At 55.8% G+C, this 26,366-nt stretch carries 24 protein-coding genes, 2 tRNA genes and 1 pseudogene; 11 read left to right on the top strand and 16 right to left on the bottom strand.

What is annotated here, in order from left to right; genetic code table 11:
- Positions 1 to 50: 50 nt before the first annotated feature.
- The 3 genes from Electrica_RS08630 (at position 51) to Electrica_RS08620 (ending at position 2,897) form a co-directional block, all read left to right on the top strand.
- Positions 51 to 302 (top strand): histidine kinase, encoded by a 252-nt coding sequence (locus tag Electrica_RS08630; RefSeq protein WP_131048062.1) that lies wholly within the window; start codon positions 51 to 53, stop codon positions 300 to 302.
- 137 nt (positions 303 to 439) lie between these two features.
- A complete protein-coding gene (locus Electrica_RS08625; RefSeq protein WP_131048063.1) occupies positions 440 to 1,894 on the top strand; it encodes an AMP nucleosidase in 1,455 nt (484 codons plus the stop codon).
- A gap of 193 nt (positions 1,895 to 2,087) precedes the next feature.
- Entirely contained in the window at positions 2,088 to 2,897 is an 810-nt protein-coding gene (locus Electrica_RS08620; protein WP_131048064.1) for an HAD-IIB family hydrolase, read from the top strand.
- Between the two features lie 304 nt (positions 2,898 to 3,201).
- Here the strand turns inward: Electrica_RS08620 and Electrica_RS08615 are convergent.
- The 3 genes from Electrica_RS08615 to Electrica_RS29255 all read right to left on the bottom strand — a co-directional run bounded on the left by Electrica_RS08615 (position 3,202) and on the right by Electrica_RS29255 (position 5,028).
- Positions 3,202 to 3,277, bottom strand: a tRNA-Asn gene (locus tag Electrica_RS08615).
- 126 nt (positions 3,278 to 3,403) lie between these two features.
- On the bottom strand, positions 3,404 to 4,840 hold the full coding sequence (locus Electrica_RS08610; protein ID WP_131048065.1) for an EmmdR/YeeO family multidrug/toxin efflux MATE transporter: 1,437 nt from the start codon (positions 4,838 to 4,840) through the stop codon (positions 3,404 to 3,406).
- A gap of 8 nt (positions 4,841 to 4,848) precedes the next feature.
- Complete coding sequence (locus Electrica_RS29255; RefSeq protein ID WP_224742532.1) at positions 4,849 to 5,028, bottom strand: DUF5951 family protein; 180 nt, start codon at positions 5,026 to 5,028, stop codon at positions 4,849 to 4,851.
- Between the two features lie 6 nt (positions 5,029 to 5,034).
- Here Electrica_RS29255 and Electrica_RS08605 point away from each other — a divergent pair.
- Positions 5,035 to 5,110: transfer RNA gene (locus Electrica_RS08605), tRNA-Asn, on the top strand.
- Positions 5,111 to 5,373: 263 nt separating this feature from the next.
- Here Electrica_RS08605 and Electrica_RS08600 read toward each other — a convergent pair.
- From Electrica_RS08600 to Electrica_RS08590, 3 genes are read right to left on the bottom strand one after another with little or no spacing between them, the layout of a single operon-like run.
- Positions 5,374 to 6,585 carry an aminotransferase class I/II-fold pyridoxal phosphate-dependent enzyme gene (locus Electrica_RS08600; RefSeq protein WP_141964284.1) on the bottom strand — a complete coding sequence of 404 codons (1,212 nt, stop codon included), beginning with the start codon at positions 6,583 to 6,585 and terminating at the stop codon, positions 5,374 to 5,376.
- A gap of 21 nt (positions 6,586 to 6,606) precedes the next feature.
- Positions 6,607 to 7,938 (bottom strand): LLM class flavin-dependent oxidoreductase, encoded by a 1,332-nt coding sequence (locus Electrica_RS08595; RefSeq protein ID WP_141964283.1) that lies wholly within the window; start codon positions 7,936 to 7,938, stop codon positions 6,607 to 6,609.
- Between the two features lie 4 nt (positions 7,939 to 7,942).
- Positions 7,943 to 9,028, bottom strand: coding sequence for an iron-containing alcohol dehydrogenase family protein (locus Electrica_RS08590; protein WP_141964282.1), 1,086 nt, complete (start codon positions 9,026 to 9,028; stop codon positions 7,943 to 7,945).
- A gap of 366 nt (positions 9,029 to 9,394) precedes the next feature.
- Between Electrica_RS08590 and purB the strand changes: the two genes are divergently transcribed.
- The 4 genes from purB to Electrica_RS08570 all read left to right on the top strand — a co-directional run bounded on the left by purB (position 9,395) and on the right by Electrica_RS08570 (position 14,026).
- A complete protein-coding gene (purB, locus tag Electrica_RS08585) occupies positions 9,395 to 10,777 on the top strand; it encodes an adenylosuccinate lyase (protein ID WP_141964281.1) in 1,383 nt (460 codons plus the stop codon).
- Complete coding sequence (locus tag Electrica_RS08580; protein WP_141964280.1) at positions 10,774 to 11,310, top strand: GNAT family N-acetyltransferase; 537 nt, start codon at positions 10,774 to 10,776, stop codon at positions 11,308 to 11,310. Before purB ends, Electrica_RS08580 begins: the two co-directional genes overlap by 4 nt.
- Positions 11,311 to 12,486, top strand: a complete 1,176-nt coding sequence (locus tag Electrica_RS08575) for an amidohydrolase (RefSeq protein ID WP_141964279.1) — start codon at positions 11,311 to 11,313, stop codon at positions 12,484 to 12,486. It abuts the gene before it with no gap.
- 196 nt (positions 12,487 to 12,682) lie between these two features.
- Positions 12,683 to 14,026 (top strand): MmgE/PrpD family protein, encoded by a 1,344-nt coding sequence (locus Electrica_RS08570; RefSeq protein ID WP_141964278.1) that lies wholly within the window; start codon positions 12,683 to 12,685, stop codon positions 14,024 to 14,026.
- On the opposite strand, the gene Electrica_RS08565 is transcribed toward Electrica_RS08570, so the two are convergent.
- From Electrica_RS08565 to Electrica_RS08535, 7 genes are all read right to left on the bottom strand, one after another.
- On the bottom strand, positions 14,021 to 14,782 hold the full coding sequence (locus tag Electrica_RS08565) for an amino acid ABC transporter ATP-binding protein (RefSeq protein ID WP_131048071.1): 762 nt from the start codon (positions 14,780 to 14,782) through the stop codon (positions 14,021 to 14,023). The two genes, Electrica_RS08570 and Electrica_RS08565, sit on opposite strands and share 6 nt — an antisense overlap.
- Positions 14,775 to 15,713 carry an amino acid ABC transporter permease gene (locus Electrica_RS08560; RefSeq protein ID WP_141964277.1) on the bottom strand — a complete coding sequence of 313 codons (939 nt, stop codon included), beginning with the start codon at positions 15,711 to 15,713 and terminating at the stop codon, positions 14,775 to 14,777. Before Electrica_RS08560 ends, Electrica_RS08565 begins: the two co-directional genes overlap by 8 nt.
- Positions 15,710 to 16,606 (bottom strand): ABC transporter substrate-binding protein, encoded by an 897-nt coding sequence (locus Electrica_RS08555; protein WP_141964276.1) that lies wholly within the window; start codon positions 16,604 to 16,606, stop codon positions 15,710 to 15,712. The genes Electrica_RS08560 and Electrica_RS08555 overlap by 4 nt, the downstream gene beginning before the upstream one ends.
- A 342-nt stretch (positions 16,607 to 16,948) precedes the next feature.
- Positions 16,949 to 17,287 (bottom strand): DUF1869 domain-containing protein, encoded by a 339-nt coding sequence (locus tag Electrica_RS08550; RefSeq protein WP_100684172.1) that lies wholly within the window; start codon positions 17,285 to 17,287, stop codon positions 16,949 to 16,951.
- Positions 17,288 to 17,297: 10 nt separating this feature from the next.
- Positions 17,298 to 17,630 (bottom strand): DUF1971 domain-containing protein, encoded by a 333-nt coding sequence (locus Electrica_RS08545; RefSeq protein WP_100684173.1) that lies wholly within the window; start codon positions 17,628 to 17,630, stop codon positions 17,298 to 17,300.
- A gap of 210 nt (positions 17,631 to 17,840) precedes the next feature.
- Entirely contained in the window at positions 17,841 to 19,763 is a 1,923-nt protein-coding gene (locus Electrica_RS08540) for a putative bifunctional diguanylate cyclase/phosphodiesterase (RefSeq protein WP_141964275.1), read from the bottom strand.
- A gap of 10 nt (positions 19,764 to 19,773) precedes the next feature.
- Positions 19,774 to 20,271: a molybdopterin-dependent oxidoreductase gene (locus tag Electrica_RS08535; RefSeq protein WP_131048075.1), complete on the bottom strand. Its 498-nt coding sequence runs from the start codon at positions 20,269 to 20,271 to the stop codon at positions 19,774 to 19,776.
- Positions 20,272 to 20,562: 291 nt separating this feature from the next.
- Here Electrica_RS08535 and shiA point away from each other — a divergent pair, with 291 nt between their 5' ends.
- Complete coding sequence (shiA, locus tag Electrica_RS08530) at positions 20,563 to 21,885, top strand: shikimate transporter (protein WP_141964274.1); 1,323 nt, start codon at positions 20,563 to 20,565, stop codon at positions 21,883 to 21,885.
- 44 nt (positions 21,886 to 21,929) lie between these two features.
- A complete protein-coding gene (locus tag Electrica_RS08525; RefSeq protein WP_141964273.1) occupies positions 21,930 to 22,670 on the top strand; it encodes a lipoyl protein ligase domain-containing protein in 741 nt (246 codons plus the stop codon).
- Here the strand turns inward: Electrica_RS08525 and Electrica_RS08520 are convergent.
- Both Electrica_RS08520 and Electrica_RS08515 read right to left on the bottom strand, forming a co-directional pair.
- A pseudogene (locus Electrica_RS08520) lies at positions 22,663 to 23,083 on the bottom strand (LysR substrate-binding domain-containing protein); the annotation flags it as partial. The gene Electrica_RS08525 and the pseudogene Electrica_RS08520 sit on opposite strands and share 8 nt — an antisense overlap.
- A gap of 29 nt (positions 23,084 to 23,112) precedes the next feature.
- Positions 23,113 to 23,844 carry an HPP family protein gene (locus tag Electrica_RS08515; RefSeq protein WP_141964272.1) on the bottom strand — a complete coding sequence of 244 codons (732 nt, stop codon included), beginning with the start codon at positions 23,842 to 23,844 and terminating at the stop codon, positions 23,113 to 23,115.
- 200 nt (positions 23,845 to 24,044) lie between these two features.
- On the opposite strand from Electrica_RS08515, the gene Electrica_RS08510 reads away from it, so the two are divergent.
- Complete coding sequence (locus Electrica_RS08510) at positions 24,045 to 25,154, top strand: adenosylhomocysteinase (RefSeq protein ID WP_141964271.1); 1,110 nt, start codon at positions 24,045 to 24,047, stop codon at positions 25,152 to 25,154.
- Positions 25,155 to 25,197: 43 nt separating this feature from the next.
- Here the strand turns inward: Electrica_RS08510 and cobT are convergent, their stop codons facing one another.
- Entirely contained in the window at positions 25,198 to 26,256 is a 1,059-nt protein-coding gene (cobT, locus tag Electrica_RS08505) for a nicotinate-nucleotide--dimethylbenzimidazole phosphoribosyltransferase (protein WP_142255860.1), read from the bottom strand.
- Positions 26,257 to 26,366 lie beyond the last annotated feature (110 nt).

The following is a 26,366-nucleotide window of genomic DNA, read 5'->3' as shown; positions in this document are numbered from 1 at the left end:
AAGGTAACGGGCAATTATCGCCGGAAATAGCGCTGATCAGGGAATGTCTTATGGAATGGTGGGTAAAAAAAGTACAATCTTCGGAGGAATCACCAGATTATTGCGCAGTATTACAAAGCTCGCATTTATTGGTTATTGCCGAAATCACCACCCGGCAGTGCGCTTTACAGTGCGGAGATAAACTCACGCCGCTGGCAAATGCCCTGTATTGCCTCAATGACGATCCGGCAAAGATATTAAAAGTGATAAAAGCCACGCACTTCAGCAACGAACGCTGGGCGGAAATCGCCAAATCTGAGTAATAAATAAGCACCAGCCCCTTCAGCAATAATATTTAATGCAAACACCTTCACCGTACTGCGGATGAAATTCCCCTTCGCTCTTTTCCGTCTGTGACATACTATCAGGCATGTCAGCAGACCTGAAAAAAGGAGCGAAGATGAACCACAAGGCCGCCAGTCTGACCCCGGAACAAGCGCTGAATCAGCTTGAACTGCAATATGAGCGTTCGGTCAATGCATTACGTAAAGCCATCGGCGAATATATCAACCACAGCGTTCTCCCGGATGACGACGCTCGTGCTAACGGCTTGTTTGTTTATCCGCAGCTGTCCGTGTCGTGGGACGGCTCGGACCATAAAGCGCTAAAAACCCGGGCATGGGGACGCTTCACCCATGCCGGTTGCTACACCACCACCATTACCAACCCTAAGCTGTTTCGCGCCTACCTGCTGGAGCAGCTAACATCGTTGTATCAGGATTACGGTGCGCATATCAGCGTCGGGTTGTCGCGGCATGAAATCCCTTATCCGTATGTCATCGACGGCTCCGCTTTAACGCTCGATCGCTCGATGAGCGCTGGCCTGACCCGCTACTTTCCGACCACCGAGCTGTCGCAAATTGGCGATGAAACCGCGGACGGACTGTTCCATCCCACCGAACACCACCCGCTTTCCCATTTCGATGCCCGCCGCGTCGATTTCTCTCTCGCGCGCCTGCGCCACTATACCGGGACGCCGGTCGATCATTTTCAGCCGTACGTTCTGTTTACCAACTACACCCGCTACGTTGATGAGTTCGTGAGCTGGGGATGCAGTCAGATTCTCGATCCTGACAGCCCCTATATCGCGCTTTCCTGTGCCGGCGGGATCTGGATAACAGCCGATACGCAAGCGCCGGAGCAGGCCATTTCCGATCTGGCGTGGAAAAAACATCAGATGCCCGCCTGGCATCTGATCACCAAAGAGGGTCAGGGAATTACGCTGATTAATATTGGCGTCGGTCCGGCCAACGCCAAGAACATCTGCGATCATCTGGCGGTGCTGCGTCCTGACGTCTGGCTGATGATTGGTCACTGCGGCGGTCTGCGTGAAAGCCAGACCATCGGCGACTACGTGCTGGCCCACGCTTATCTGCGTGATGACCACGTTCTGGATGCGGTGCTGCCGCCGGATATCCCGATTCCCAGCATTGCCGAAGTACAGCGCGCGCTGTACGACGCCACCAAGCAAATCAGCGGCATGCCTGGCGAAGAGGTTAAACAGCGACTGCGTACCGGCACGGTGGTCACCACCGATGACCGCAACTGGGAGCTGCGCTATTCCGCCTCGGCGCTGCGCTTCAACCTCAGCCGCGCCGTGGCCATCGACATGGAGAGCGCCACCATCGCGGCCCAGGGCTACCGCTTCCGCGTCCCGTACGGCACGCTGCTCTGCGTGTCTGATAAACCGCTGCATGGCGAAATTAAGCTGCCGGGCCAGGCCAACCGCTTTTATGAAGGGGCTATCTCCGAACATCTGCAGATAGGCATTAAAGCCATCGATCTGCTGCGTGCGGAGGGTGACCACATGCATTCGCGCAAGCTGCGTACCTTCAACGAACCGCCGTTCCGCTAGCCCTTCACCCTCTTTGCCCGCCGCCACGGCGGGCAAAGATCAAGCGACGAACCGGCCTCGCCACCAACCACTATCGGCCCGGAGGCGGGTCCCGGTCAGGGTAAATCCTGAGTGCGATATAACTCATCGCCTTCCGTTATAACGCCTGTTAATCAAAGCGCGATAAAATCGTTTCTTTCTATTGGGAGTGGATATGCGACCACTTGCGCAGGCATCACAGGGTTTATTCTCCTCGGTAAACTATGTTCTGACCGATATGGATGAGACGCTCACCTTCCGCGGGCGGCTTTCTGCCGCCACCTATGGGGCATTAGAGCGGCTGCAATCTGCCGGGATCCGGGTGATACCGGTCACAGGCGCCCCGGCAGGATGGTGCGATCAGATGGTCAGAATGTGGCCTGTCGATGGTGTCATCGGCGAGAATGGCGGTTTTTTCTTTCAGCGTGCCGCCGAGGGTCATGGGGTAACACGCCATTTTTGGCATGCGGACAAGCAGGCCGATGAGCAGGAAAGACTCACCGTGATGGCACGGAAAATCACCGCACAATACCGCTGGGCAACCCTTGCGGAAGACCAGCCTTTCCGCCTGTCCAGCCTGGCCTTTAACCTGCCTGCTAATACCACGCACCTTGGCGCGCTGCGTCAGTCATTGCACGAGGCCGGGTTAAAGACCACGGTGAATAATTTATGGCTGCTGGCCTGGTCCGGGGAATACGATAAATTAATCATGAGCCGTCACGTCCTCAGGACGTTTTACCACCTGGATGAACGGGCCGCACAGGATAGCGTCTTTTATAGCGGAGACTCTGAAAATGACGCCCCGATGTTTGCCGGATTCCGGCATACCCTCGGTATGAGTACCCTGCGCCATCAGCGGGCTTCCATCCCGGCGCTACCGGCATGGATAAGCCAGGGTCCCGGGGGAGACGGTTTTATCGAAGGGGTGGATAAAATACTGGAGCACAAAAGAGCGCGCGCATCGCGGCTTAATGCCGAGCTTTAATCCGCCGGCTGCCGTTAGCAGGCATAGAGAGTTTACCTTCCCGCCAGGCGGAAATCGTTTTATCCCGGTCGGTCGCTTTGGGGGCGGGTGTCGGCACTCGCTTTTCTCTGCCCAGCATCCGGAGCACATCTTGCGGGAATGGCGAAGCCAGCAGATGAAAGCGAATGCCTGACGGCGATAGCAGCGCCACCCTCAGGGCCCTGCAGTCGCGTGGGTAGGACGACGCGGGATTGTGGTCGGCTATCGGGGATACCGTTGAAAGCAAAAAACCCGCTTAAGTTTCCTTAAGCGGGTTTCTTAAATATGGCTCCTCTGACTGGACTCGAACCAGTGACATACGGATTAACAGTCCGCCGTTCTACCGACTGAACTACAGAGGAATCGTGTGAACGGGGCGAATATTAACGGCGCTGCCTGACCTTGTCAAAGGCTGTTTTCACAATTTAAATCGTTTGCCGATTTATTCTCCACTTTGGGCAAAAAGTATCGTTTTGCCTGAAAAAGGGTTATGTTTCGTCCACTTGAATCTTGCTGCGCGGATATTTCCATAGCCAGCGCCCGCTGACCATTCGGCAATAGAACAGCACGCCACGTACCGCCCAGTCGAGCACCATTCCCAGCCAGACGCCAATCACCCCCATTCCCAGCACAATGCCCAGGGTATAACCCGCCACGACACGGCAGCCCCACATTCCCAGCATCGATACCCACATGGTGTAGCGCACATCGCGCGCGCCTTTAAAGGCGCAGGGCAGGATCCACGAAGTCGCCCAGATTGGCATAAAGAAGGCGTTGAGCCACAGTAGCTCTTTGACCACCACTTTGACATCTTCTTCGCTGGTGTAAAAAGAGGCGATCAGATTGGCAAACGGCGCCGTCCCCCACGCAATCACCGTCAGAACGATGGTTGATAACCAAAAGACATGCCACGCCTGACGCTCCGCCTGGCCGATTTGCCCTTTTCCCAGCCGTTTACCGGTAATTATCGTCGAAGCGGAACCCAGCGCGTTCCCCGGCAGGTTAATCAACGCGGCGAAGGAAAAGGCGATGAAGTTGCCGGCGATAACGTTGGTCCCCATCCCCGCAACAAACATCTGCGTCAGCAGCTTGCCGCCGTTGAACAGGACCGATTCAATACTCGCCGGGATGCCAATGCCCATCACTTCCCAGATAATCGCCAGGTTGAACGGCTGAAAGTAGCTTTTCAGCGAGATGCGCAGCGCCGGGTTAAAACCAATGGCCAGCACCCAGACTATCGCCACGGCGCCAATATAGCGGGCGATGGTCAGCCCGAGACCGGCGCCGACAAACCCCAGCCCCGGCCAGGAAAAAATGCCGTAGATCAGGATGCTGCTGATAATAATGTTGAGGATGTTCATCCCGCCATTGATCAACAGAGGGATTTTGGTATTACCCGCCCCGCGCAATGCCCCGCTGCCAATAAGCGCGATGGCCGCCGCCGGGTAGCTTAATACCGTCAGTTCCAGATAGGTCAGCGCCATGGCCTTCACCTGCGCAGAAGCCTCGCCGGCGACAAAATTAATGATCTCACTGCCGAATGCATGGATCGCGGCCGCCAGCAGAACAGAGAACAGCGTCATGATTGCCAGCGATTGTCTTGCCGCCGCCCTCGCCCGCCGCCGGTCGCGTTTGCCGAGGCTAAAGGCGACCACCACCGTCGTGCCGAGATCGATGGCAGCAAAGAACGACATAATCACCATATTAAAGCTGTCGGCCAGCCCCACCCCGGCCATGGCCTCTTTTCCCAGCCAGCTGACCAGGAACGTACTCAGTACGCCCATCAGCAAAACGCAGGTGTTTTCGAGGAAAATAGGCACCGCAAGAGGGCTGATTTCACGCCAGTAAAGAACCCGATAACTTTTACGCTTTTTGAACCAGGAGGTGCGTGCAAAGACCTGGCTTACTGCGGAGGTGACGTTCAAAGGAGACCTTAGTGAGAAAAGTTGAAACTACATTTCAAATAATGATAGAGAATGGCGGATCCTGCAAAACATTTTTCCTGATTAATTGTCGTTAATAGCAACAAATTGTTGACGGAAGCGGCAGTTGAACATTTGCGGGCAAATTGATGTTTGACAAAATTTTTTTCGCCGCTAAGATACGACCCCACAACGATTCCTCTGTAGTTCAGTCGGTAGAACGGCGGACTGTTAATCCGTATGTCACTGGTTCGAGTCCAGTCAGAGGAGCCATATTTAAGAAGCCCGCTTAAGGAAACTTAAGCGGGCTTTTTGCTTTCATACCCTCTCATAAATCATTATCTGATTTTTATTCAACAAGTTAGCGTGAAAAGTCTTCCCGATACATGTTCACATCCCCTTGCGCATCGGGAACGAGTGATACGCAATGCTGGCGTTGAACATTGATCCGAACGCCTGTAGAACGCTTTCAACATATTGCGTACAAGGCCGCTGTAACCAGCTCGGGCGGAGACGGCTCAATAAGTACATTGAATTTACTCAGCGGGGCTGAGTTTCGCGCAGGCCGATGCAATGCGCCGCCCGGCTTCAGCTACCGTGGCGTTGTCTGTGGCAATCGATAAACGGAAATAGGGCGACAAGCCGTATGCGCTGCCGCCAATGCCGGACACGCCGTTTTCCAGCAGATAGTCCAGCACGTCAGCTTCATTTTCGATTTTCGCCCCACCCGGCCGGTAACGCCCGATTAATCCGGCGCAGCGGCAAAAGACAAAGAAACCGCCCTGCGGCACCCGCAATTCCAGCCCGTCAATATTCGCCAGGATGCCGGTTATCACGTCGCGCCGTTGCTGATAAGCCGCAACCTGTGGCGCCATAAAATCCAGCCCGCCGTTAAAGGCTGCCAGCGCAGCCGCCTGACTCACCGAACTGGCACCGGAACTGATTTGCGACTGTACCACGGTCATGGCGGCAATAAGCGCTTGTGGCCCGGCAGCGAAACCAATCCGCCAGCCGGTCATCGCATACGTTTTGGATACGCCGCCCACCAGCAGGCTGCGCTCCTGCAAATCAGCGGCCACATTAAGCAGATTCTGGTGTTCACAGCCATCAAACAGAATGTGCTCATATAAATCATCGAGCATGACCAGCACCTGCGGATGCTCACGCAGGACGGCGGCCAGCGCCTGCAATTCCGCGGTTGAATATACCGCACCGCTCGGATTTCCTGGATGATTGAGCACCAGCCAGCGGGTGCGCGGTGTAATACTGGCGGCCAGCTGTTCTGGCGTCAGCTTGTAGGCCTGCTCCAGATGACATTCGACAAAAACCGGCGTGCCGCCGTTAAAACGCACGCTATCCGCAAACGTCGGCCAGTACGGAACCGGCACAATCACTTCATCGCCATCATTGAGCGTAGCGGCAAAGGCATTAAAAATGACCTGCTTGGCACCGTTAGCAATCAGGATGTTAGCCACAGCGAATTGCAGCCGGTTTTCCCGCTGCAATTTCTGCTGCACCGCCTCGCGCAGCGCCGGAATGCCCGGCGTCGGCGTGTATTTGGTTTCACCACGCGCAATCGCCTCGTATGCCGCCTGTTTAATGTGAGCGGGCGTATCAAAATCCGGCTCACCGGTAGTGAGATCCAAAATATCCACCCCCGCTTTTTTCAGGTCATTGGTGCGCTGTTTCGCCGCCGCATTGGCGGAAAGTGACACCCGCTGAACGCGGTCTGACAAAGAAATCGTCATCGTAATGTTCCAACGCTAAAGTTAAGTCTGAGGGTTAAAGTCAGGCTCAGGCAGACCGAGATTTTCACGCAGCGTGCTGAATTCGTATTCTTCACGGAACAACCCACGGCGGCGCAATTCGGGGATCACCAGCTCAACAAACAGCGAAAGCTGTTCCGGCATCACTGCAGGCATGATGTTGAAACCGTCTGCCCCGCCTTCTTCCAGCCAGTGCTGGAAATCATCGGCGATATCTTCCGCTGTACCGACCAGCACGCGGTGCCCACGCGAACCGGCAGCAATCGCGGCCAGTTCACGCAGGGTCAGATTTTCGCGATACGCCAGATCGGTCAGCAGTTTCACACGGCTCTGATTACCTTCACCGGCAGGCACATCCGGCACCGGGCCATCGAGCGGAAACGCACTCAGATCCCGATTAAAACGGGTGGAAAGCTGGCGGATGCCGTTATCAATATCCACCAGCGAATTCAGTTGGCGCCAGGTTTCATGCGCTTCTTCCCGCGTGCGACCCACGATGGGCATTACGCCCGGCAAAATCAGCACGTGATCTGGATGACGTCCGGCCTCTTTCACCTGCCGTTTCTGCGCACGGTAAAACGTTTGCGCTTCTTCCAGCGTGGCCGCCGCAGTAAACACGACTTCGGCGGTGGCCGCCGCCAGTTTCTGACCGTCAGCAGAAGAACCGGCCTCAATAATCACCGGACGCCCCTGCGGCGAACGGCTGATATTCAGCGGCCCCTGTACCTGAAAATATTTGCCCTGATGATTCACCGGCCGGATTTTCTCGTTCACGAAATACTGACCGCTGGCGTTGTCCGGCTGCACCGCCCCCTCCTGCCAACCTTCCCACAATTTGAACGTCACCTCGAGAAACTCATGCGCCACGGCATAACGTTCGGCATGCGTGGGCATATCGTCGCGGCTGAAATTGCGCGCCACGTCAGCGGAAAACGACGTCACCACGTTCCACGCCGCCCGACCGTGGCTGATGTGATCAAGAGAAGAAAAGCTACGAGCCAGATTAAACGGATCGCTGAATGTCGTTGAAGCCGTGGCGGCCAGCCCGATATGGCGTGTTTGCACTGCCAGCGCCGACAGCAAGGTCAGCGGCTCAAGCCGCGCCATGGTAGACGGCAACCGGTAGACGCTGGTCGCCAGGGCATCGCCGACGAAGAACATATCGAACTTGCCCTCCTCGGCTTTTTTGGCTATCTCCGTCAGCCAGTCGATGTCGGTCGGCGAACCGAGCTTTTCAGTTAAGCGCCAGCCACTGACGTGATGCCCGAGCGGCTGTACAAACAGCCCAAGACGCAATTGACGTGTGTTTTTTGCAGAAGATGAAGCAGAGGCCATGGCGCTATCCCTGTGAATAATGGTGAGTTTCGGTTGCCTGCAGGGCTTTTTCGATATTTTCCGCTGCTATTGAAAACGGCAAACGGGCGGCATTTTCGGCGGAGAATTTCACTTCGCGGGCAATGGCCGCGATGATCACGTCCCGGTCGCCATTCAGTGGCGGCAATGCCAGCGGCGCGTCATATTCACGTAACAATGACAGCAACTGCGGCTCCGGCTGGCCGTCATCGCTTTCCATCAGCGACTGCAGCAGTAACCCGAAACCCACCTTTTCGCCGTGCAGCCAGTCATGCAATTCCGGCTGATGGGTGAAACGATTGTGGATCGCGTGCGCCACGCCCGGCGCGGGGGTGTCATCGCGCATGCTGTTAGCCATACCTGCCACCGCGATATTGGCGTCGATAACTTTCATCAGCGCCGGTGTGACGTCATGGCGGGCGTTGTCCTGCACCGCCTGAGCGCCGTATTGTTCAAAGACATCCAACGCCAGTTTTGCCGCCTGAACTTTCAGGTTCAGCGCCAGACTGTCGTCGCTTTTCTGTTTATACGGGCGGAATTCGTACCATTTCGCCAGCGCATCCACGATGCCCGCTTTGAGATAACGCACATCGTTTTGCGCAATCACATTCGTGTCGACCAGCAGCATCAGTGGCATACGCGACAACGGCTGGCTGCGCACCTGCCCGCCGTGCTCATTATAAATAATGCTGACCGGCGACCAGGCGGCGCAGGTCGCGGCAACGGTCGGTATGGTCACCAGCCCGACGTTAGTCAGCAGGTTCGCCACCGCTTTGGCGCAATCAAGCACCCGCCCGCCGCCAATGCCCAGCACCAGCGTGGCGTTTTGTTCCCGCACGTTATCCAGATGCATTGCGATAGCCGCATCGGTGCATTCCGAGGTGAAAAAATTGACCTGCCAGCGAATACCGGCTGCCTTCAGGCTGGTTTCCAGTTGCGGATTCACCGCCCGCCACGCTTGCGGGCTGGTGATGATGGCGATATCGGAGGAATGAACGGCGAGCAGCTCACCGCTGCGTGAAAGCAGGCCGGGCTGATGATGATAGGTCTGCGGTGATTTTATGGCGAACACGTCGATGCCCTGTATTTGTCGTCTGGTTAAAGAGAAACTGCCCGTAATTAAACAGGAATTTAATATGGAATATATTCAAGTGTTATTAAAAACATCCTACGAGAATTGAAAAAATTAACAAACTACTAAGTGGAGATCCTTATTAACTTATTCTCAATAGTATAGATTAATTTTTGCTATAGACTATAAACCCCTTGCATCCTGTGCTGGATCAAAGAAATGATAGCGCCAGAAAGGGCTAATTTAACGCAATGAAAACAGACGCATCTGGCATCTTCCTGTACCTGATACGCTATTTCGATAATTTGTTTTTAATGACGGCCTTAAAAACAACGTTAATTATCCCTTATATAAGAAGAGAGCATTATGTCCTCACATCCGATAGATTTTCTTTTACTTGGTAATAATTTTGGCACACCAGAAATGCGGGAAATCTGGTCAGAGCAAAATCGCCTGACACAGCAAATCAATGTCGAAGTTGCGCTGGCATTGGCCGAAGGTGAACTGGGTGTGATTCCGCAGCAGGCCGCGCTGAGTATTGCGGAGCTGGCCGATGCCAGCCAGCTGAATATAAAGGACATCGCCGCCTCCGGCGCGCAAATGAAACATTCCCTGATGCCGGTGCTCACCGCACTGCAACAGCAATGCGGTGACTCGGGGGAATACATTCATTACGGCGCAACCACGCAGGATATCATCGATACCGCCACCGTTTTACAGCTGGCACAAACTCTGAAAGTTATCGTCCGTGACAGCACCGCCGTGGCGAATGAGCTGAAAGCGCTGGCGCGTGAGCATCAGTACACGCTGATGGCTGGCCGCACCCACGGTATGCAGGCGCTGCCGACCACGTTTGGCTTTAAAGTTGCCGTCTGGCTGGATGAATTTATCCGTCATCTCGACCGCCTTGACACCATCACGCCGCGCCTGCTGACCGGCAATATCAGCGGCGCGATCAGTACCTACGCTGCGCTTGGCGAAGCGGGCCCGGAAGTTGAACGCCGTACACTGGCGCTGCTGAACCTCAATGCGCCGAATATCGGCTGGCAGGCTGCGCGTGACCGCTTTTCGGAATACGCCTCAGTGGCGGTGCTGATCAGCGGCACGTTGGGCAAAATCGGCAACGAACTTTACAACCTGATGCGCACCGAAATTAATGAAGTCGAGGAGCCGTTCAGCAGCGGGAAAATCGGCTCCACTACCATGCCGCATAAACGTAATCCCGCGGCCCTCGAAGGTCTCGCCAGCCTGACTCAGCCGCTGCTGCACAGCGCATCACTGATTTATCAGTCGATGCACGTGGAGCATGAACGCGATGCGATGAGCTGGCGCGCCGAGTGGATTGCCCTGCCGGAAATCTCGATTTATCTCTCTGCACAACTGCAAAACGCTCAGGCAATTCTCTCCGGCCTGACGGTCAATAAAGCCCGCATGCTTGCGAATTTGCAGATGCAGGACGGCCTGCTGCTGTCCGAAAAAGTGATGTTTGAGGTCGGTAAAAAACTCGGTAAACAAACCGCGCATCATCTGGTTTATGAATGCGCCATGCAGGCATTTGAAAAACGACTCGCTTTTAAAACCGTTCTGCTTGCGCATCCGGCGCTGGCGGCCTGTATGACTGAACAGGATCTTGACCACTGGTTAGATCCGGCTCATTACATCGGCTGCGCCGCGCAGAAAGTCGATGACGTCATCCGCTTTGCCGTGCAGTCCGGTCATCTGACTTCTCCTGAGGAATCCGGGTTATGACACAACATTTCAGGCGGCTGACGCTGGATGATAAACACGATTATCTGACACTGATGCTGGCCGCCTACGCGCCCATCAAAGCACTCGGGATTCAGTTTGATGCTGCCACCGCCGATCTGGTACGCGTGACGCGACACCTCGATGATCATGCGGTGTTTGCGCTCTTTGATGACCAGCGGATGGTGGCTTCGGTTACCCTGCGCTTCCCGTGGGGTGCCATGCCTGGCCCTCTGGGCCTGCCGCATATTGGCTGGTTTGGCACGCATCCAGATTACGCCGGTCAGAGCCTCGGCAAAAAACTGTTGGGCTGGCTGGAAGACAACATTCTGATCCGCGAACTGAAAGCCCCGGCTTACTCACTCGGCACCGCCACCAGCCATCCGTGGCTGCGCGATATGTACCTGAAACTGGGTTTTCAGCCGGTCTTCGAAAGAGACCTCGGCAAAGGACACACCACGCTGTACCTGAAAAAAATTCTCGATGAAAAAAGCCACACCCACTGGCTGGAACGCCAGCCACCTACAGGAGTTTAAATGTCAGATATCACGCAGGAACATCAGCCACTGGCGGCGTTTATTCAGGATTTTCGCCACCACCTGCACCGCCATCCGGAGCTGTCCAACGCAGAATTTAACACCACCGCCAGCATCCGGGCGGTACTGGAGAAGCATCAAATCCGCGTAATAGATTTGCCGCTCAAAACCGGCCTGGTGGCAGAAATTGGCGGCATCAATCCCGGCAAACTGGTGGTGCTGCGTTCTGATATCGATGCCCTGCCGATTGAAGAAAACTCCGGCGTGGATTACACCTCGCAAAATCCCGGTGTGATGCACGCCTGCGGCCACGATTTCCACGCCTCAGCGGCGCTTGGCGCAGCGATTTTGCTGAAAGCGCAGGAAGCGTTGCTTTCCGGCACGGTGCGCATTCTGTTTCAGGCGGCTGAAGAAACCGGTCACGGTGCTCCGGCGCTGATTGACACCGGCGCGCTCGACAACGCTGCCGTCATTTTCGGCATTCATAACGATCCGTCTTTGCCGGTCGGCGTTATCGGCAGCAAAGACGGCGCATTAACCGCGGGTGTGGATCGCTTTGCGATCGCCATCTCCGGTACCGGCAGCCACGCGGCACGTCCGCACGAAGGCAACGACCCGATTATTATCGCCGGACAGGTGATTTCCGCGCTGCAAACCCTGATCGCCCGCAACGTGCCGTCCGCAGACAACGCGGTGGTTTCCATCACGCAGATTCACAGCGGAAGTACCTGGAACGTGATCCCGGATTCCGCCTGGCTGGAAGGCACCGTCCGCACCTTTAATCAGGGCACACGGGAACTGATCGAACGCCGTTTACGGCAGGTTCTCGCGGGCATCGCTGCGGCATTTGATACCGACATCCGCCTCGACTGGCAGCCGGGCCCGCCGTCAGTGGTCAATACGGCTAAATGGGTGGATTTCGCGCTGGCGCACGGTGAAGGCTCCGGCTTCGAAGCCCGCCGCGTTGAAGCCAGCCCGATAGGGGAAGACTTCGCGTTTTATCAGCAAAAATTGCCCGGCGCATTCATCATGATCGGCTCCGGAGGCCCTTACGCGCTGCATCATCCGCAATTTCGCGTTGATGATCGCGCCCTGTTTCCGACGGCACACTACCTGTCGCAACTGGCGGTACAAGCGCTGCGCACTCTCAGTGCGGAAAAGGATAAAAGCGCATGAATCGACAAGCAGAAACCGACTTGCCGGGCATTGATTCTCATCGTTGACCCTTAATGGCCGATGAACCTGAATACCAGAGGCATCGGCAACGCCAGCGCGACGAGCGCCCGGTTTCTGGCGCTACCGCATGCGCTCTGCAAGCGTGAACCTTTTTTATTATCTCCGGCCCCCCGGGCCTGAAACGGGAAAGACACCGATGACATTAACGCAATCGCTGGCGAAACTTATCGTCAGTTCGTCCCCTTCCCCCGCGGCTCACGAAGCCGCACGCGAAGGGTTGCTGGATTTTTTGGCGGTCGCCCTGCCGGTTTTACGCGGCGACTTACCCGATGCAGGGCTGAACAGTTTGCATCAGGTTTACCGCGCTGACGATCCGCCGACCCGCGCGTTGCTGCTCGGGTATGTCGGTCACGCGCTGGATTTTGATGATTTCCATCCCGATTTTCGCGGCCACCCCGGCGTGGTGATTTTGCCCGCGCTTCTGGCGCTGGCTTCACAAAGACCCGAGATCAATGGCGGACATTTTCTCGATGCGTACGTGACCGGAGTGGAAATGTCCGGACGCCTCGGGCTGGCCGTCGGTTATCAACATTACACACTCGGTTTTCACAATACCGCTACGCTCGGCACGATTGCCGCCGCCGCAGCCTGCGCGCGGCTGGTGAATGCCACTGAACGGCAAACGGCGGTGATTCTGGGTATCGCGGCGACGCAGTCCGCGGGTTTACGTGCGCAGTTCGGCAGTGATGTCAAACCGCTGCACGCTGGCCTGGCGGCGCAAACCGCCGTCATTGCCACACAGCTGACGCTGGCAGGCTTTCACGGCCAGCCGGACAACGTGCTGGACAGCTTTTTATCGACTTATTGCGCCGGTCAGCAGCAGCCGCAAAAACTCATCTCAGGCTGGGGCGCGCCGTGGCGGATTGTCTCGCCCGGTCTGGAATTCAAACCCTATCCGACCTGCGCAGGCACGCATAGCGCCGCCGATGCCGCACGGGCTCTCCGCCAGGAGTGGCTGCAAACGGGCAACAGCATGGATGCACGGATCGCGGCCATCGAACGCATTGACGTGTCTTTTCCGCCGGGCGGCGATATTGCGGCGTCGGTGCGAAAACCTAGCACCGGCGTTGAAGCCAGGTTCAGTCTGGAGTACGTGATTGCGGCGTGTTTGCTGCGCGGGGAACTACGCTTAGAGGATTTCTCACCGGCCCCGGTGGAGACAGATATTGCCGCGCTGGCAGAGAAGGTGGCGCGTTGCCCGGATTTCTCCGCGCCGCCGGACGAGCTGAACCCGGCCGCACGTTTTCATCAGGTGACGGTGTTTTTGCGTGACAGCAGAATGCTGCAACGGCGTTTCACCCGGCAGCAAAGTCTGGCGATCCCGTTTGATTTACCGGCAAAACTGCGTACCTGTTTGCCCAAATTCACAGACGCAAAGCGGGCGGAGATTGTCGCGCTGAGCAGGCTGGAAAACCGCGACAGTCTGCCGCGGCTGGTTGATATGTTATTTGCGAAACAAATTAACGCAGCGTCATTATAAAACCGTCGACAGGAAATGGCGGACACGGACGTTCTCCGTTTCATCGAGCACACTTTTCGTTGGCCCCGACGCCACAATCTTTCCGCCCTCCATAAAGATCACGTTATCTGCCACTTCTCGCGCAAAGCCGATTTCGTGGGTGACAATCACCATCGTTATCCCCGAATGCGCCAGCTTTTTAATCACCTGCAACACTTCGCCCACCAGTTCAGGATCCAGCGCGGAAGTGGGTTCATCGAACAACATCACTTCAGGGTCCATTGCCAGCGCACGGGCAATGGCTACACGCTGCTGCTGCCCACCGGAAAGCTGCTGCGGCCAGTCATCTTCACGACTGGCTAACCCCACCTGCCGGAGCAACGCGCGGGCTTTACTGAGTACCTGCTGACGGTTTTGCTTCTTCACCCGCAAAGGCGCATCGGTAATATTTTGCAAAACCGTGCGGTGCGGAAACAGGTTAAATTGCTGAAATACCATGCCGGTACGGCTGCGCTGCGCGGCGATTCTGCGGCTGCTCAGTTCATACAACGCCTGCCCTTTCTGCTGATAACCAACCAGTTCGCCACCGATACGGATCGTGCCACCATCCAGTTTTTCAAGATGATTAATACAGCGCAGCAAGGTGGACTTCCCTGAACCGGAAGGCCCGAGGATCACCGTGACCGAACCGGCCGGAATATCGAGGCTGATTTCATCCAGAATGGTATTACCGGAGAAACGTTTAGTGACTTTGCGAAATTCAATGGCTTCACCCATGGCTGGCTTCTCCTGCGCGGATACTGGGGGGACTCACCGCGCCTGATGCCGACGCTTTCCCGGCTTTGCGTTTTACCTTGCGGTGACTGCTGCGGCTGAAATGTCGTTCAACGTAATACTGAATCACTGAAAGCAATGATGTCAGCAGCAGGTACCACAAGGTGGCGACCAGCAGCAGCGGGATCACTTCATAGGTGCGCTGATAAATAATCTGCGCGGAGAACAGCACATCCTGTAATGAAATCACCGAGACAACCGCGGTGGTTTTCAACTGACCGATCACTTCATTCCCGGCCGGCGGCAGAATGGCGCGCATCGCCTGCGGCAAAATGGTGTGGAGGAATATCTGCGCCGGGCGGTAACCCAGAGCACGTGCAGCCTCGACTTGCCCGGCACCGACGCTCTGGATCCCGGCGCGGATAATCTCTGCGGCATAGGCAGACTGATGCATGACTAATGCAATCACGGCAGCGCTGAACGGGCTAATCAGTGAGTTCGCGGAAGCGCTCCAGATTTCCCCGACCCACGGCAGCGAAAGCGAAATATTCGGATAAAGCGCGGCAATGTTGTACCAGAGAAACAACTGAACCAGCATCGGTACCCCGCGGAAAAACCAGGTATATCCCCAGCTGACAGCGACCAGCACCGGATTGGATGACAGACGCATCAGCGCCAGAATCGTGCCGCCTGCAAAGCCCAAAATCACGGAAATTGCGGTCAGTTGCAATGTCATCAGTACGCCCTGAACGATCGACGGACCGGTAAAGTTTTCGGCAATCACCGACCATTCAAAACGCGGATTGCTGAGCATGGAGTTCCCCATAGCCAGCAATATCAGCAGAACTATCAGGGCGCTTATCCAGCGCCCGATATATTTTTTACCGATGATCCGCAGTTCTTCCGGCTGCCGATCGTGTGTTTCACTGCTCATCCGAAAATCTCTTCATTGCGTTTCGACTCTTTGACTGCGCCAAAACCGATGGACCATTTATCGAGGATCTGCTGGTAAGTGCCGTCCTTGATCAGCGAGTTCAGGGATGCCTGCACCGCCTCTTCCAGCGCCGACTGTTTAGGGAATGCCACGGATACAGGCGCATCATCAACATGAATAGTGCAGGTCAGCGTCAGCGGTTTAACCTGGCTAACCTGATACGTCAGACCTTCATACGGGCCGAAGAACATCGGTACGCGACCGCTGACCACGGCCTGTACGCCAGAAGGGCGATCCGGGAAGACGGCAATCTTGATCGGCGGTTTCCCCGCATCAGTACAAATTTTGCTGGCCGCTTCAAGACGCCCGATCTGCGTCGTGCCCGCGCCGGCGCCCACTTCCTGCCCGCACACGGCATTAAAAGAGGTAAATGGTGCAATATTGGCGTCTTTACGCGAAATAACCCCCAGCCGCGACGCATCGTAATAACTGACGAAATCGACCTGCTCGAGACGTTTTTTGGTGGCATTGATATTGGATAGCGCGACGTCATAACGGCCGGATTTCAACCCCGGAATGATGTTGTCGAAACCACCGGTATCCTGCCAGCGCACTTCCACACCGAGCCTTGCCGCCACGGCATTCATCACATCAATCTCACGCCCGGCGAGCGTTTTATTGTCTTGCTGGAAAAAAGTGGTTGGCGGCGTATTCGGATTGGTGCCTGCAACGATATACCCGCGTTTGGCGATATCCGGCGGAAGCTTACTTTTCAGCGCCTCATCAGCGGTGACATGAAAGGTGGTAGAAGACGGAACAACCTGCCCGTCAGCCCACGCAGAAGAGAGATTCCCGGCAATCAGCAAAGGGAGGAGTAATTTAGATAATGTCATAGAGAAGCCTTTTCCTGGTGAAAACCCGTAAAAACCACAAAAGAGGTGTGGTAAAAGAGGCAAAGTCATCAGAGGAGTTTTATCGTTCACAGAGCAACCCCCTCCCTGCCTTAGACATGATTTTGCGGGCATATACCTTTTACTGACAAATGAGAAAAAGAGCTAAAGATTGCGAAAAAGTGGCAAAGTCAGGGGCGGACTGAAGAACGGTTTTAATTCAAACTCAAGGTCAACACCGTGGGTTCGCAGCACACACCAGCCAAAAGGGTTGTCAACGGATAGGGGCGGCACAGGAGGAGAGAGCAGACACCAGGGTGTCTGCCTGATGCATTGACGGTAAAGCTACCAGCCGCAAACGTTGGTCTCTTCATCCGATTCATAACCGCGCACGATATTAATCAGATCTTTGATGGCATCGGCAGCCACGCCCGGCGCCTGCAGTTCACTCAGGGAGGCAAACTCCTGATCCACCGATACGCCATTATTATTATTGGTCACCGACAGCGTGAACCCCTTCCCTTGCGTATTGTCAGACGACAGCCGGGCAACCAGTTCCGCCAGCGCCTGTTCGGCCATGGCGGGAATATATAGCGCCATCGGCTTCAAATAGACTTTCTCTTGCCTGTCATTATTGTTGCCATTCGCAACAGCCAGTGAATAACCCCTGTTTTCGTCGTTCATACCGGTAACCTTACCCCTCTATCAGAATTTGAGGATCAACATAGAAATCCACATTGAAGACGGTGTCTTCAGTCAAGGCTTCAATTCGGTGCCATTTCTCCGGCGGAAATACGCCAAACTGGCCGGCTTCAATCGTCAGTGTGTCCACCGGCTGCGGGCTGGTCTCATCGGCATAGCCGTAATAGCGGATAGCCCCCTGCATCACAGCCAGACGGGGATAGACCCCCTGCCGCGTTCCGGCATCCAGATGTCGCTGCCAGATTGAAGCGGGCGCTGTCTCTTTCGTCCACAAAGGCGTAGTGCGCGTGTGAACATAATGGGTGGGAATAATAATTCGCTGCATGATTCGGCCTCTCTTTCCGCACCCTTGCGTGCGGTGGCAACGGTGAAATATGTTGCATATGATATACCCCTTTCAATCACTGAGGATATTATTTTTAGAGAGGATAATTTTCTACCCCTGTTAATACTCAATAAGGGTTAGTTTTGTTTAAATATAAAGATGGACGGATCTGATGAGTCAGATCCGCAATAAGACAGGAGCGCAGATGATTTATTTTAGCGGCGTGTTCAGGGGGCCGGGTTTACCAATTAGATAACCCTGAACCAGATCGCAACCTAATTGTTGCAGCGACTGGAGTTGTTCTTCTGTTTCGACGCCTTCGGCGACAATACACATATGCAAACTTTTCCCCATACTGATGATAAAACGCACAATATCGAGATCGTCTTTTTGCTGCGGAATATTAATCACGAACGAGCGATCGATTTTTATCTTATCGAACGGGAAATAGCTCAGCCGCGACAATGACGAGTAGCCGGTACCAAAATCATCAATCGAAATCTGGATCCCCAGCTCGCGCAACTGGCTGAGGATCTCTAAGGAGCGGGTGTTTTCATTGAATACGTCCGACTCGGTAATTTCCAGATCCAGACGATGCGGATCGAGACCCGTTTTTTGCAATACGTTGACAATCACCTCGGTCAACGAGCAGTTAATCAACTGAATCGGCGACACGTTTACCGAGACCTTAAGCGGCGATGACCAGCGCGCCGCCTCTTCGCAGGCGGTGCTGAGCACCCACTCGCCGAGGGCGTTTATCATGCCCGTTTTCTCGGCTATCGGAATAAAGGTGCTCGGGGGAACCAGGCCACGTATCGGATGGAACCAACGTACCAGCGCTTCATAACCGTAAATTTCGCCGCTGACCGTATCGGCTATCGGTTGGTAATAAACCCGGAATTCATCATTATCGAGCGCCTGCAGCAGGTCATCCTCAAACGATTTATTCTCCTGGAGACGTTGCAACATACCGGGACGGAAGACCTTAACGGTGCCCGGGCCCTCTTTTTTCGCCTCATACAGCGCAAGATCGGCGCATTTATACAAATAATCGGTACGCGTTTCGCGATCGGAAAGCACGATGCCGATGCAGGCATCGATGTTGATCATCGAGTCATAGATTTGATAGGGCTGGACGATTTTTTCCCGAATCACCATCGCCCGTTCCAGCGCCATCTCTTCGCTCAGGTCGCAGGAGATCAGCGCGAACTCATCGCCTCCCAGACGATAGAGCGTTTCCGCGGTTTTACGGAAAAACGACAGGCGACTGGCCAGTTCCTGCAGCAGTTTATCGCCGGAATCGTGGCCCAGGGTATCGTTGACTTCTTTAAAATTATCGAGGTCGAACAGCATCACCACGGCACAACCATCGTAAGGCCTGACCTGATTGACGATTTCCTGCAACTTTTGCCAGAAGGAGAGCCGGTTAGGCATACCGGTCAGCGAATCATGGTAGGCATCGTACTGCAAGCGGCGGTTTTGCACCTGCAGTTTCTCTTTTGATAACTGCAGATCGTCGGCCAGCAGTTTCATTCGCACGTGGGCGCGACGCAGATTATTATTCTGCCGCAGCATCAACAGCCCCAGCGTAATACAGGTTGTAATCAACAGGATGGAGATAATTGAATAGATATAATACAGATTCTGAATTTTATCGTGGGTATGATTAACCACGTCAATCCCCTGCACCAGCGAGGTGGAGGAAAGCGAGGTCATCGGGCCGTCAATCTCTCTCATTTTGCTTAACACCACCTTAATCTGGGCAGGTGTCATCTTATCCAGCCCGCTATCGAGCTGCTGCAAAATACTGTTCAGACGATCGACGGTGGCCTGGCGCCCGGCATCTTTATGAATAAAATTCCCCAGGTCGCCCTGCTGCAACAGCTCCACCTGGCTCAACATAATATCCAGACGCAGACGGACCTGATCGTGGTCAGCGCTCTCCACGCCAAGCGCGTATGCGCCTAAACACGACTCCAGCCGCATGTACTCGGAAACCACCTGAGAGACTGACCAGGTATCCGTATAGCGGGTTAATTTCTGCAACTCACTTTGACGCTCATGCACCAGATACATAATGTATCCGGTGATGATGAACAGCGACAAAATAATTCCAGTAAGTATTCGATTCAAGATCAAACCCTTACTCTATGATAATTTTTGAAACTTGCCACGCCGAACGGGAATAATAAACCTGGTTTTGCAGTTCAGGGCTGCTATCGTACGGATAAACAATAAATAAAGGGCCTTTATCACGGATGTGCATATATTCGCCATTCAATTTTAGCGCGAGGATAACAGGGAACTTGCGAAAATCATCAAGCGGGACCGTCGTCGTATAGTCGTTCAAGGCAATGACCTTGGCCGTTGTCCCCCTGGCGCCGACTAAATCCATGAGTTTGCTAAGGGAAACGCCATCAAAGCGCACTTTTCCTGAGTACCAGGGCGTGGTGGTGACAATCGTCTCCATCCCCAGTTTTTCTAATCCAGCCAGGTCAAACACCGCGGTATCGCCTGCATTTGTATTTCCAATCAAGCCGGAAATGGTTAAAACAGGCTTCCCGACTGGGGCAGACAGTTTTTCTGCAAAAGCATTAGGCAAAACCATAACACAAAATAAAACTGCGAAAAGTAGACGCATTTAGCTCACCATTCAGGAATTGGAGATAAGTTAATTGTAAACCATTAAGGCCAATTCTTAAAAGACGTCAGCAGCGGGTTGTGAGGTTCTCGATTAAAAATATTCCCTCTTTCCAGAACACTCTGAACCCGTGTTTACGCCTGACGATAAAAAGCACATTTTTTACCATTAAAGCAGTACTTTCGGTAAAAATCTTTTCTCTCATCCGGTGGCGCGGTAGTCTCTGTACAGACGCTGCCAGGACTGCGTCTCATTCCAATAATGATAAACACAGCAACAGACAGGACAGGTATGGACTCAACGCTTATTTCCTCCCGCCCCGGCAGGGAGACATGCTCACTCAATCGCGCCAGAAGAGCTGCCTGGGGCAGCTTTGCCGGCGCCGTGATTGACTGGTACGATTTTTTACTCTACGGCATTACCGCCGCCCTGGTTTTTAACCGCGAATTTTTCCCGCAGATTAGCCCGGCAATGGGCACGCTGGCCGCCTTTGCCACTTTCGGCGTCGGTTTTCTGTTCCGCCCCCTCGGCGGTATCATCTTCGGTCATTTCGGCGATCGCCTTGGGCGCAAACGAATGCTGATGATGACCGTCTGGATGATGGGAATTGCGACCACCTGCATCGGTCTGCTCCCTTCTTTTAATCAAATCGGCTGGTTGGCCCCCGTGCTGCTCGTCAGCCTACGCGCTATTCAGGGCTTCGCCGTCGGCGGAGAATGGGGCGGCGCGGCGCTGCTGGCAGTAGAAAGTGCGCCCAAAAATAAAAAAGCCTTCTATAGCAGCGGGGTCCAGGTGGGGTACGGCGTGGGTCTGCTGCTTTCCACCGGCCTGGTCTCGCTGATCAGCGCCAACACCACCAACGAGCAGTTTCTCAGCTGGGGCTGGCGCCTGCCGTTCTTGTTCAGCGTGGTGCTGGTGTTAGTCGCGCTGTGGATCCGCAACGGTATGGCTGAATCAGCTGAATTTGAACATCAGCAGCAGGAGGCCCATCTAAAGACGGCCAAAAAACGCCTGCCGGTGGTCGAAGCCCTGTTCCGTCATCCCGGCGCGTTTTTGCTGATTATCGCCCTGCGTCTGTGCGAACTGCTGACCATGTATATTGTCACCGCCTTCGCCCTGAATTACTCAACGCAGAATCTCGGCCTGCCGCGTGAGCTGTTCCTGAATATTGGTCTGCTGGTCGGCGGGATTAGCTGTCTGACGATCCCCTGCTTCGCCTGGCTTGCGGATCGCTTTGGCCGTCGGCGGATCTACATTACCGGCGCGCTCATCGGCACGCTCTGCGCGTTCCCGTTCTTTATGGCGCTGGAAAGTCTGTCGTACTTCTGGATCCTCTTTTTCGCCCTGATGCTGGCTAATATTTCCCATGACATGGTGGTTTGCGTTCAGCAACCGATGTTCACCGAGATGTTTGGCGCCAGCTATCGTTATAGCGGGGCTGGCGTCGGATATCAGGTCGCCAGCGTCATTGGCGGCGGCTTTACGCCTTTTATTGCCGCGGCGTTAGTCGCCTTCTCCGGTGGTGCCTGGCACAGCGTGGCGATTTACCTGACCGGCGGCTGTCTGCTCTCCGCTGTCACTGCCATGTTGATGAAAAAGAACCCTCGCGCCTGATGGCGTGGTGCGCGGCGGGAAACCGCCGCGCAGATGGAGACCTTATGATTCAGGATAACCGCCCGGCCTGCTGGCCGGCACAGTTTCATCCTCAACCGCTGCCGCTGCGCTACTGCCCTGACCCGACGCTGGCCGAGCAGCCGCTTTTTGAGCAAGCTCGCCGCGGCGAAGCGGCGGCGCAGATCTGGCAGGCTCCGCAAGGGCTGGTGGTCCCCGGCAGCTATCGCAAATTCAGTGAACTCAGCGCCGTCAGCGCGCTTTTTTCCCGTCGCGGCTGGCCGGTGTGGCTGCGCCGCTCCGGCGGCAGCCTGGTCCCACAGGGCCCCGGGATTATCAATCTCAGCCTCGCCTGGCCGGTCACGCAGCCGCTGGGCGAAGCGGCAGAACCTATTTATCTACAGCTCTGCGGGCTCCTTCAGCGCACGCTGGCGACGTTTGGCGTCGGGAGTCATTATCAGGCGGTGACAGGGTCATTTTGCGACGGACGCTACAACCTGGCCTGCGGCGAGGGCGACCATGCCCGCAAAATTGTCGGCACCGCCCAGTACTGGCGACCGCTGGCCGCTGATCAAGGACATGTGGTGCTTGCTCATGCGGTGATTTTGCTGGACACCGATCTGATCGGCGCCCATCAGGCCGCGAATGATTTTGAAGCTCGCCTCAACAGCGGCCGGGTCTATCGGGCTGATAAGACCGTAACCCTGGCGCAGCTGCTGCCCGGCGAAACAGACTTGCTTCCCCGCTTTCACCAGGCGCTGACAGAACAGCTGGCGCTTTTCAGTTGAAGGTGTGCTTCAAATAGTGGCTGAACGTCTCGACCGCGCGGAGCATAGGGCCGGATGACATACGGGTTTGGCGCGAAGACCTCAACTGGTCGCCAGCCTGGCAGCAACTCCTGCACCAGCCCGCGACCAATGGCCTCCCGGGCGCTGAAATCAGGCAACAGCGCAATACCCAGCCCTGCCAGCACCTCGTCACGAAGCGATTCGCTGTTATTGGTGGCGAACGGGCCATGAACCTTGACACTCAGCCGTTCGCCCGGTTGCTCGCGGGACTCAAACGTCCACTGCGGGCTTTGCGTCCCGCGCGGATAGGTCAGGCACTGATGGTGGCGCAACGTCTCCGGCGAGTCCGGGCGACCAAAGCGGCGGATATACTCTGCCGAGGCGACGATCAGCGTCGCCCAGTATATAACCGGAGAGCTGTAACCCTCCCGGCACCGTGCCGTTATGCTTTCGGCACGGTGGCCATTCGCCTTCGCGCCTTTTGCTCGATATTTTCCAGCAGTTCCTGCACATCATCCTCATCAATATCAAGGAACTGACCGTCGAGAAGCGCGGCATGAATATCTTCGCGGGTCACCGGGATCCCCAGCGGCACGACGTTGGGTTTGACCTCTTCAGCCGCCAGAGAGTGAGGATAGCGCCGTCCGACGAGGTTGTTGAAGATGATTGCCAGTAACGCCAGCATCATTGAATTGAGCAGTACCGGCGTCAGGACAAAGTGGTATCCCGCGCTGTGGACGCCCGCTCCGCCGAGGATCGCCGTCAGCGCAACGGCACCGCCGGGCGGATGCAGACAGAGGAGGAAATACATGGCGGCGATGGCCAGTCCGGCTGCCAGACCGCAGGCCAGGGCAAGATGAGGCACCCACATCCCGACGGTCACGCCGAACAGCGCCGACACCACATTGCCCCCGACGATTGACCACGGCTGCGCCAGCGGACTATTCGGTACGCCGAACAGCAGCACCGCGGAGGCCCCCATCGGCGCGATAAACCACAGATTCATTTCACCCAGCAGCCAGTGGCTGAACAGACTGGTGACGGCCAGTCCCGTACCGGCACCTAACGAGCCGAGGAGAATATGTTTTCCGGCAACGGGCAGCGCATGCGGCTTTAATCGCCCAAGAAAAATGCGCACCCGCGAGAACAGTGCGGTCGGTAAAACGCTTAACATCGAACGGCTCACTCACGTCATAGGAATAACTTATATTTTATTTTCATTTTTTAACCATATTTTAACAACCATATCTTTTGCAGGGCGACTTCCCCGCGGAATTTAGCGGTACGCCGCCGTTATGTGATCGCGGAACACTACGTTAGAATCATTTCCCCACCGGGATTTAACCCACTCTACGGATTGAAGGTCACAATACAGTGAATAATAAGACAAATTTAGTGAAAGACGTGGCATGGGCCAGCCAGAATATGCCGCGCACGCTGCGTCAGGTCGCCGCCCTTCCCGATCTGAGCCATGTCCGACTGGCCTGCTGTATGCATCTGGATATGAAAATGATTCCGCTGGTGCAGGGGATTCTGGAGAAAGGGGCGAAAGTCTTTCTGACCACCTGTAACCCCACCACCGTGCAGGATGAGGTTGTCGCCTGGCTGGTAGAGCGCGGCGCACAGGCCTGCGCCTGGCGCGATATGAGCGATGCCGACTGGCAGCACTCCTGGGAAAAAGCGATCGCCTGGGATCCTACCCACCTGTGCGAAATGGGCGCCGATCTCACCACCCTGCTGCACCAGCGCGGTGAATTTGGCCACATCGTCGCCGGCCTGGAAGCCACCGGCTCCGGCGTCAGCCGCCTGGGCGATATTCGTCCCGGCTACCCTATCTTTAACTGGGACGATCTCCCGGTTAAAGAGGGACTGCATAACCGCCACATGGTGGGCCTCACGGCCTGGCATACCTTCTTCCAGACCACTCACCTGACGCTGCATGAGAAGAAAGTGTTGGTCATTGGCTACGGTCTGGTGGGACAAGGCGTTGCCGCCGCAGCGAAAGCCTTTGGCGGACAGGTGATGGTGGCAGAAATCGATCCCGCCCGTCGCCTGCAGGCAGCCTATGATGGCTGGCATGTTGTGGATTTACAGGATGCCATCGCCTCGGCCGATGTGGTCGCCACGGCAACCGGCGCGAAGAAAGTGGTCAATAGCGCGGCGCTGGATAACGCCAAAGATGGCGTATTCATTCTCAATGTCGGCCACGTTGCGGAAGAGATCGACTGCGGCTATCTGCGTCAGTTCAGCCACGACGAGGTGATGCCGCATATCAATGCGTACCGGGTGGGCGATAAAACCGTCTACCTGATGGCCAACGGCTCAATGCTGAACCTGACCGCAGGATTTGGTGACAGCCTGAACGCCTTTGACGTCACCCTGGCCGTGATGGCCAGCGGGATTCATCATATTGTAACGGACGGTATGAACGCGAAAGCCGATGTCTATCTGCTGCCGCAAAGCGTCTGGCAAAAAGCGCTGTAAATCCGCAAAAACTCAGGGCGACAGCGGTCGCCCTGATTCCGGCTTAGCGGCTTTCCGGCAGGACAATATGGCTTTCCGCCAGCGTGCCCATGTCGTTAAATACCGTGCATGCCGCCTGCACAAGATGCATCGCCAGCGCGGCGCCGCTGCCCTCTCCCAGCCGCATATCCATATCCAGATAGGGCTTCAACTGCAGATGTTCCAGCGCGATACGCGCCCCTTTTTCCGCCGACAGATGCGAAGGGATCAGATACGGATGCACGCCCGGAGCCAGACGGCAGGCTGCCAGCGCGGAGGCATAGGAGAGGAAACCGTCCAGCACAACCGGCAGTCCGCAGGAGGCGGCGCCCAGCATCACGCCGGTCATCCCCACCAAATCAAATCCGCCCACTTTCGCCAGCACGTCGAGACCATCATCGGCCTGCGGCTGGTTGACCGCAATCGCCCGGCGGACGACATCGGCTTTGTGTCCCAGCTGCGATACCGGCAGGTTAGCGCCAATGCCGACCACATCCTGCGCATCGCTGTCGGTAAGCACGCTGACGACCGCCGCCGCCGGGGTGGTGTTCGCCATCCCCAGTTCGCCAACGCCGAATATGCGTACGCCCTGCGCGGCCAGTTCTCGCGTATAGCGGATGCTGGCCAGCAGCAGCGCCGTCGCCTGTTCCCGGCTCATGGCCGCCGTCCGGGCGATATTACCGCTGCCGCGCGCCACTCGCATATCCACCAGACCAGGGATCGGATCCGCGTCGATACCGGCATCAACCACATGCACCTGCACGCCCGCCTGGGCCGCCAGCACGCAGACGCCGGTATTTTTGCGGGTCATGTTTATCGCCTGAATCGCCGTGACGGCCTGCGGCGAGATAGCCACCCCTTCATGCCAGACGCCGTGATCGGCGCACATCACCACAATCGCTTTTTCCGCCACTTGCAGTTGGCCGTGCAGCCCCGGCATTCCGGCCAGCTGCACTGCCAGCGCCTCCAGCCGTCCCAGACTGCCCGGCGGTTTTAATAAACCATCCAGATGTTGTTGCGCCTGAGCCATCGCCGCGCGGTCCGGCAGCGGAATGTCGGCGATGAAAGCCGAAAGATTGTCCATCATGTTCCTCGTAGCACTTGCAGGTGATTTGCCATTGCCCGTGGTGAACGCCGTCGCGCGTGAAAGCTGGCGTGGCGCGGCGGTTCGCCGCCGGGGGAAGGAGATAAATC

It is taken from the genome of Klebsiella electrica (assembly GCF_006711645.1).
Classification (GTDB): domain Bacteria; phylum Pseudomonadota; class Gammaproteobacteria; order Enterobacterales; family Enterobacteriaceae; genus Klebsiella; species Klebsiella electrica.
This window is presented reverse-complemented; position numbering and strand designations above follow the sequence as displayed.

Bases quoted from the DNA above. Each gene is read 5' to 3' on its own strand.
- purB (WP_141964281.1), top strand. From the start codon at position 9,395: ATGTCCTCACATCCGATAGATTTTCTTTTACTTGGTAATAATTTTGGC.
- Electrica_RS08575 (WP_141964279.1), top strand. From the start codon at position 11,311: ATGTCAGATATCACGCAGGAACATCAGCCACTGGCGGCGTTTATTCAG.
- Electrica_RS08625 (WP_131048063.1), top strand. From the start codon at position 440: ATGAACCACAAGGCCGCCAGTCTGACCCCGGAACAAGCGCTGAATCAG.
- cobT (WP_142255860.1), bottom strand. From the start codon at position 26,256: ATGGACAATCTTTCGGCTTTCATCGCCGACATTCCGCTGCCGGACCGC.
- Electrica_RS08600 (WP_141964284.1), bottom strand. From the start codon at position 6,585: ATGACGATTTCTTTGTCAGACCGCGTTCAGCGGGTGTCACTTTCCGCC.
- Electrica_RS08545 (WP_100684173.1), bottom strand. From the start codon at position 17,630: ATGCAGCGAATTATTATTCCCACCCATTATGTTCACACGCGCACTACG.
- Electrica_RS08535 (WP_131048075.1), bottom strand. From the start codon at position 20,271: ATGCGTCTACTTTTCGCAGTTTTATTTTGTGTTATGGTTTTGCCTAAT.
- Electrica_RS08620 (WP_131048064.1), top strand. From the start codon at position 2,088: ATGCGACCACTTGCGCAGGCATCACAGGGTTTATTCTCCTCGGTAAAC.
- Electrica_RS08550 (WP_100684172.1), bottom strand. From the start codon at position 17,287: ATGAACGACGAAAACAGGGGTTATTCACTGGCTGTTGCGAATGGCAAC.
- Electrica_RS08560 (WP_141964277.1), bottom strand. From the start codon at position 15,713: ATGAGCAGTGAAACACACGATCGGCAGCCGGAAGAACTGCGGATCATC.
- Electrica_RS08630 (WP_131048062.1), top strand. From the start codon at position 51: ATGGAATGGTGGGTAAAAAAAGTACAATCTTCGGAGGAATCACCAGAT.
- Electrica_RS08555 (WP_141964276.1), bottom strand. From the start codon at position 16,606: ATGACATTATCTAAATTACTCCTCCCTTTGCTGATTGCCGGGAATCTC.
- Electrica_RS08570 (WP_141964278.1), top strand. From the start codon at position 12,683: ATGACATTAACGCAATCGCTGGCGAAACTTATCGTCAGTTCGTCCCCT.
- shiA (WP_141964274.1), top strand. From the start codon at position 20,563: ATGGACTCAACGCTTATTTCCTCCCGCCCCGGCAGGGAGACATGCTCA.
- Electrica_RS08565 (WP_131048071.1), bottom strand. From the start codon at position 14,782: ATGGGTGAAGCCATTGAATTTCGCAAAGTCACTAAACGTTTCTCCGGT.
- Electrica_RS08595 (WP_141964283.1), bottom strand. From the start codon at position 7,938: ATGGCCTCTGCTTCATCTTCTGCAAAAAACACACGTCAATTGCGTCTT.
- Electrica_RS08525 (WP_141964273.1), top strand. From the start codon at position 21,930: ATGATTCAGGATAACCGCCCGGCCTGCTGGCCGGCACAGTTTCATCCT.
- Electrica_RS08515 (WP_141964272.1), bottom strand. From the start codon at position 23,844: ATGTTAAGCGTTTTACCGACCGCACTGTTCTCGCGGGTGCGCATTTTT.
- Electrica_RS08580 (WP_141964280.1), top strand. From the start codon at position 10,774: ATGACACAACATTTCAGGCGGCTGACGCTGGATGATAAACACGATTAT.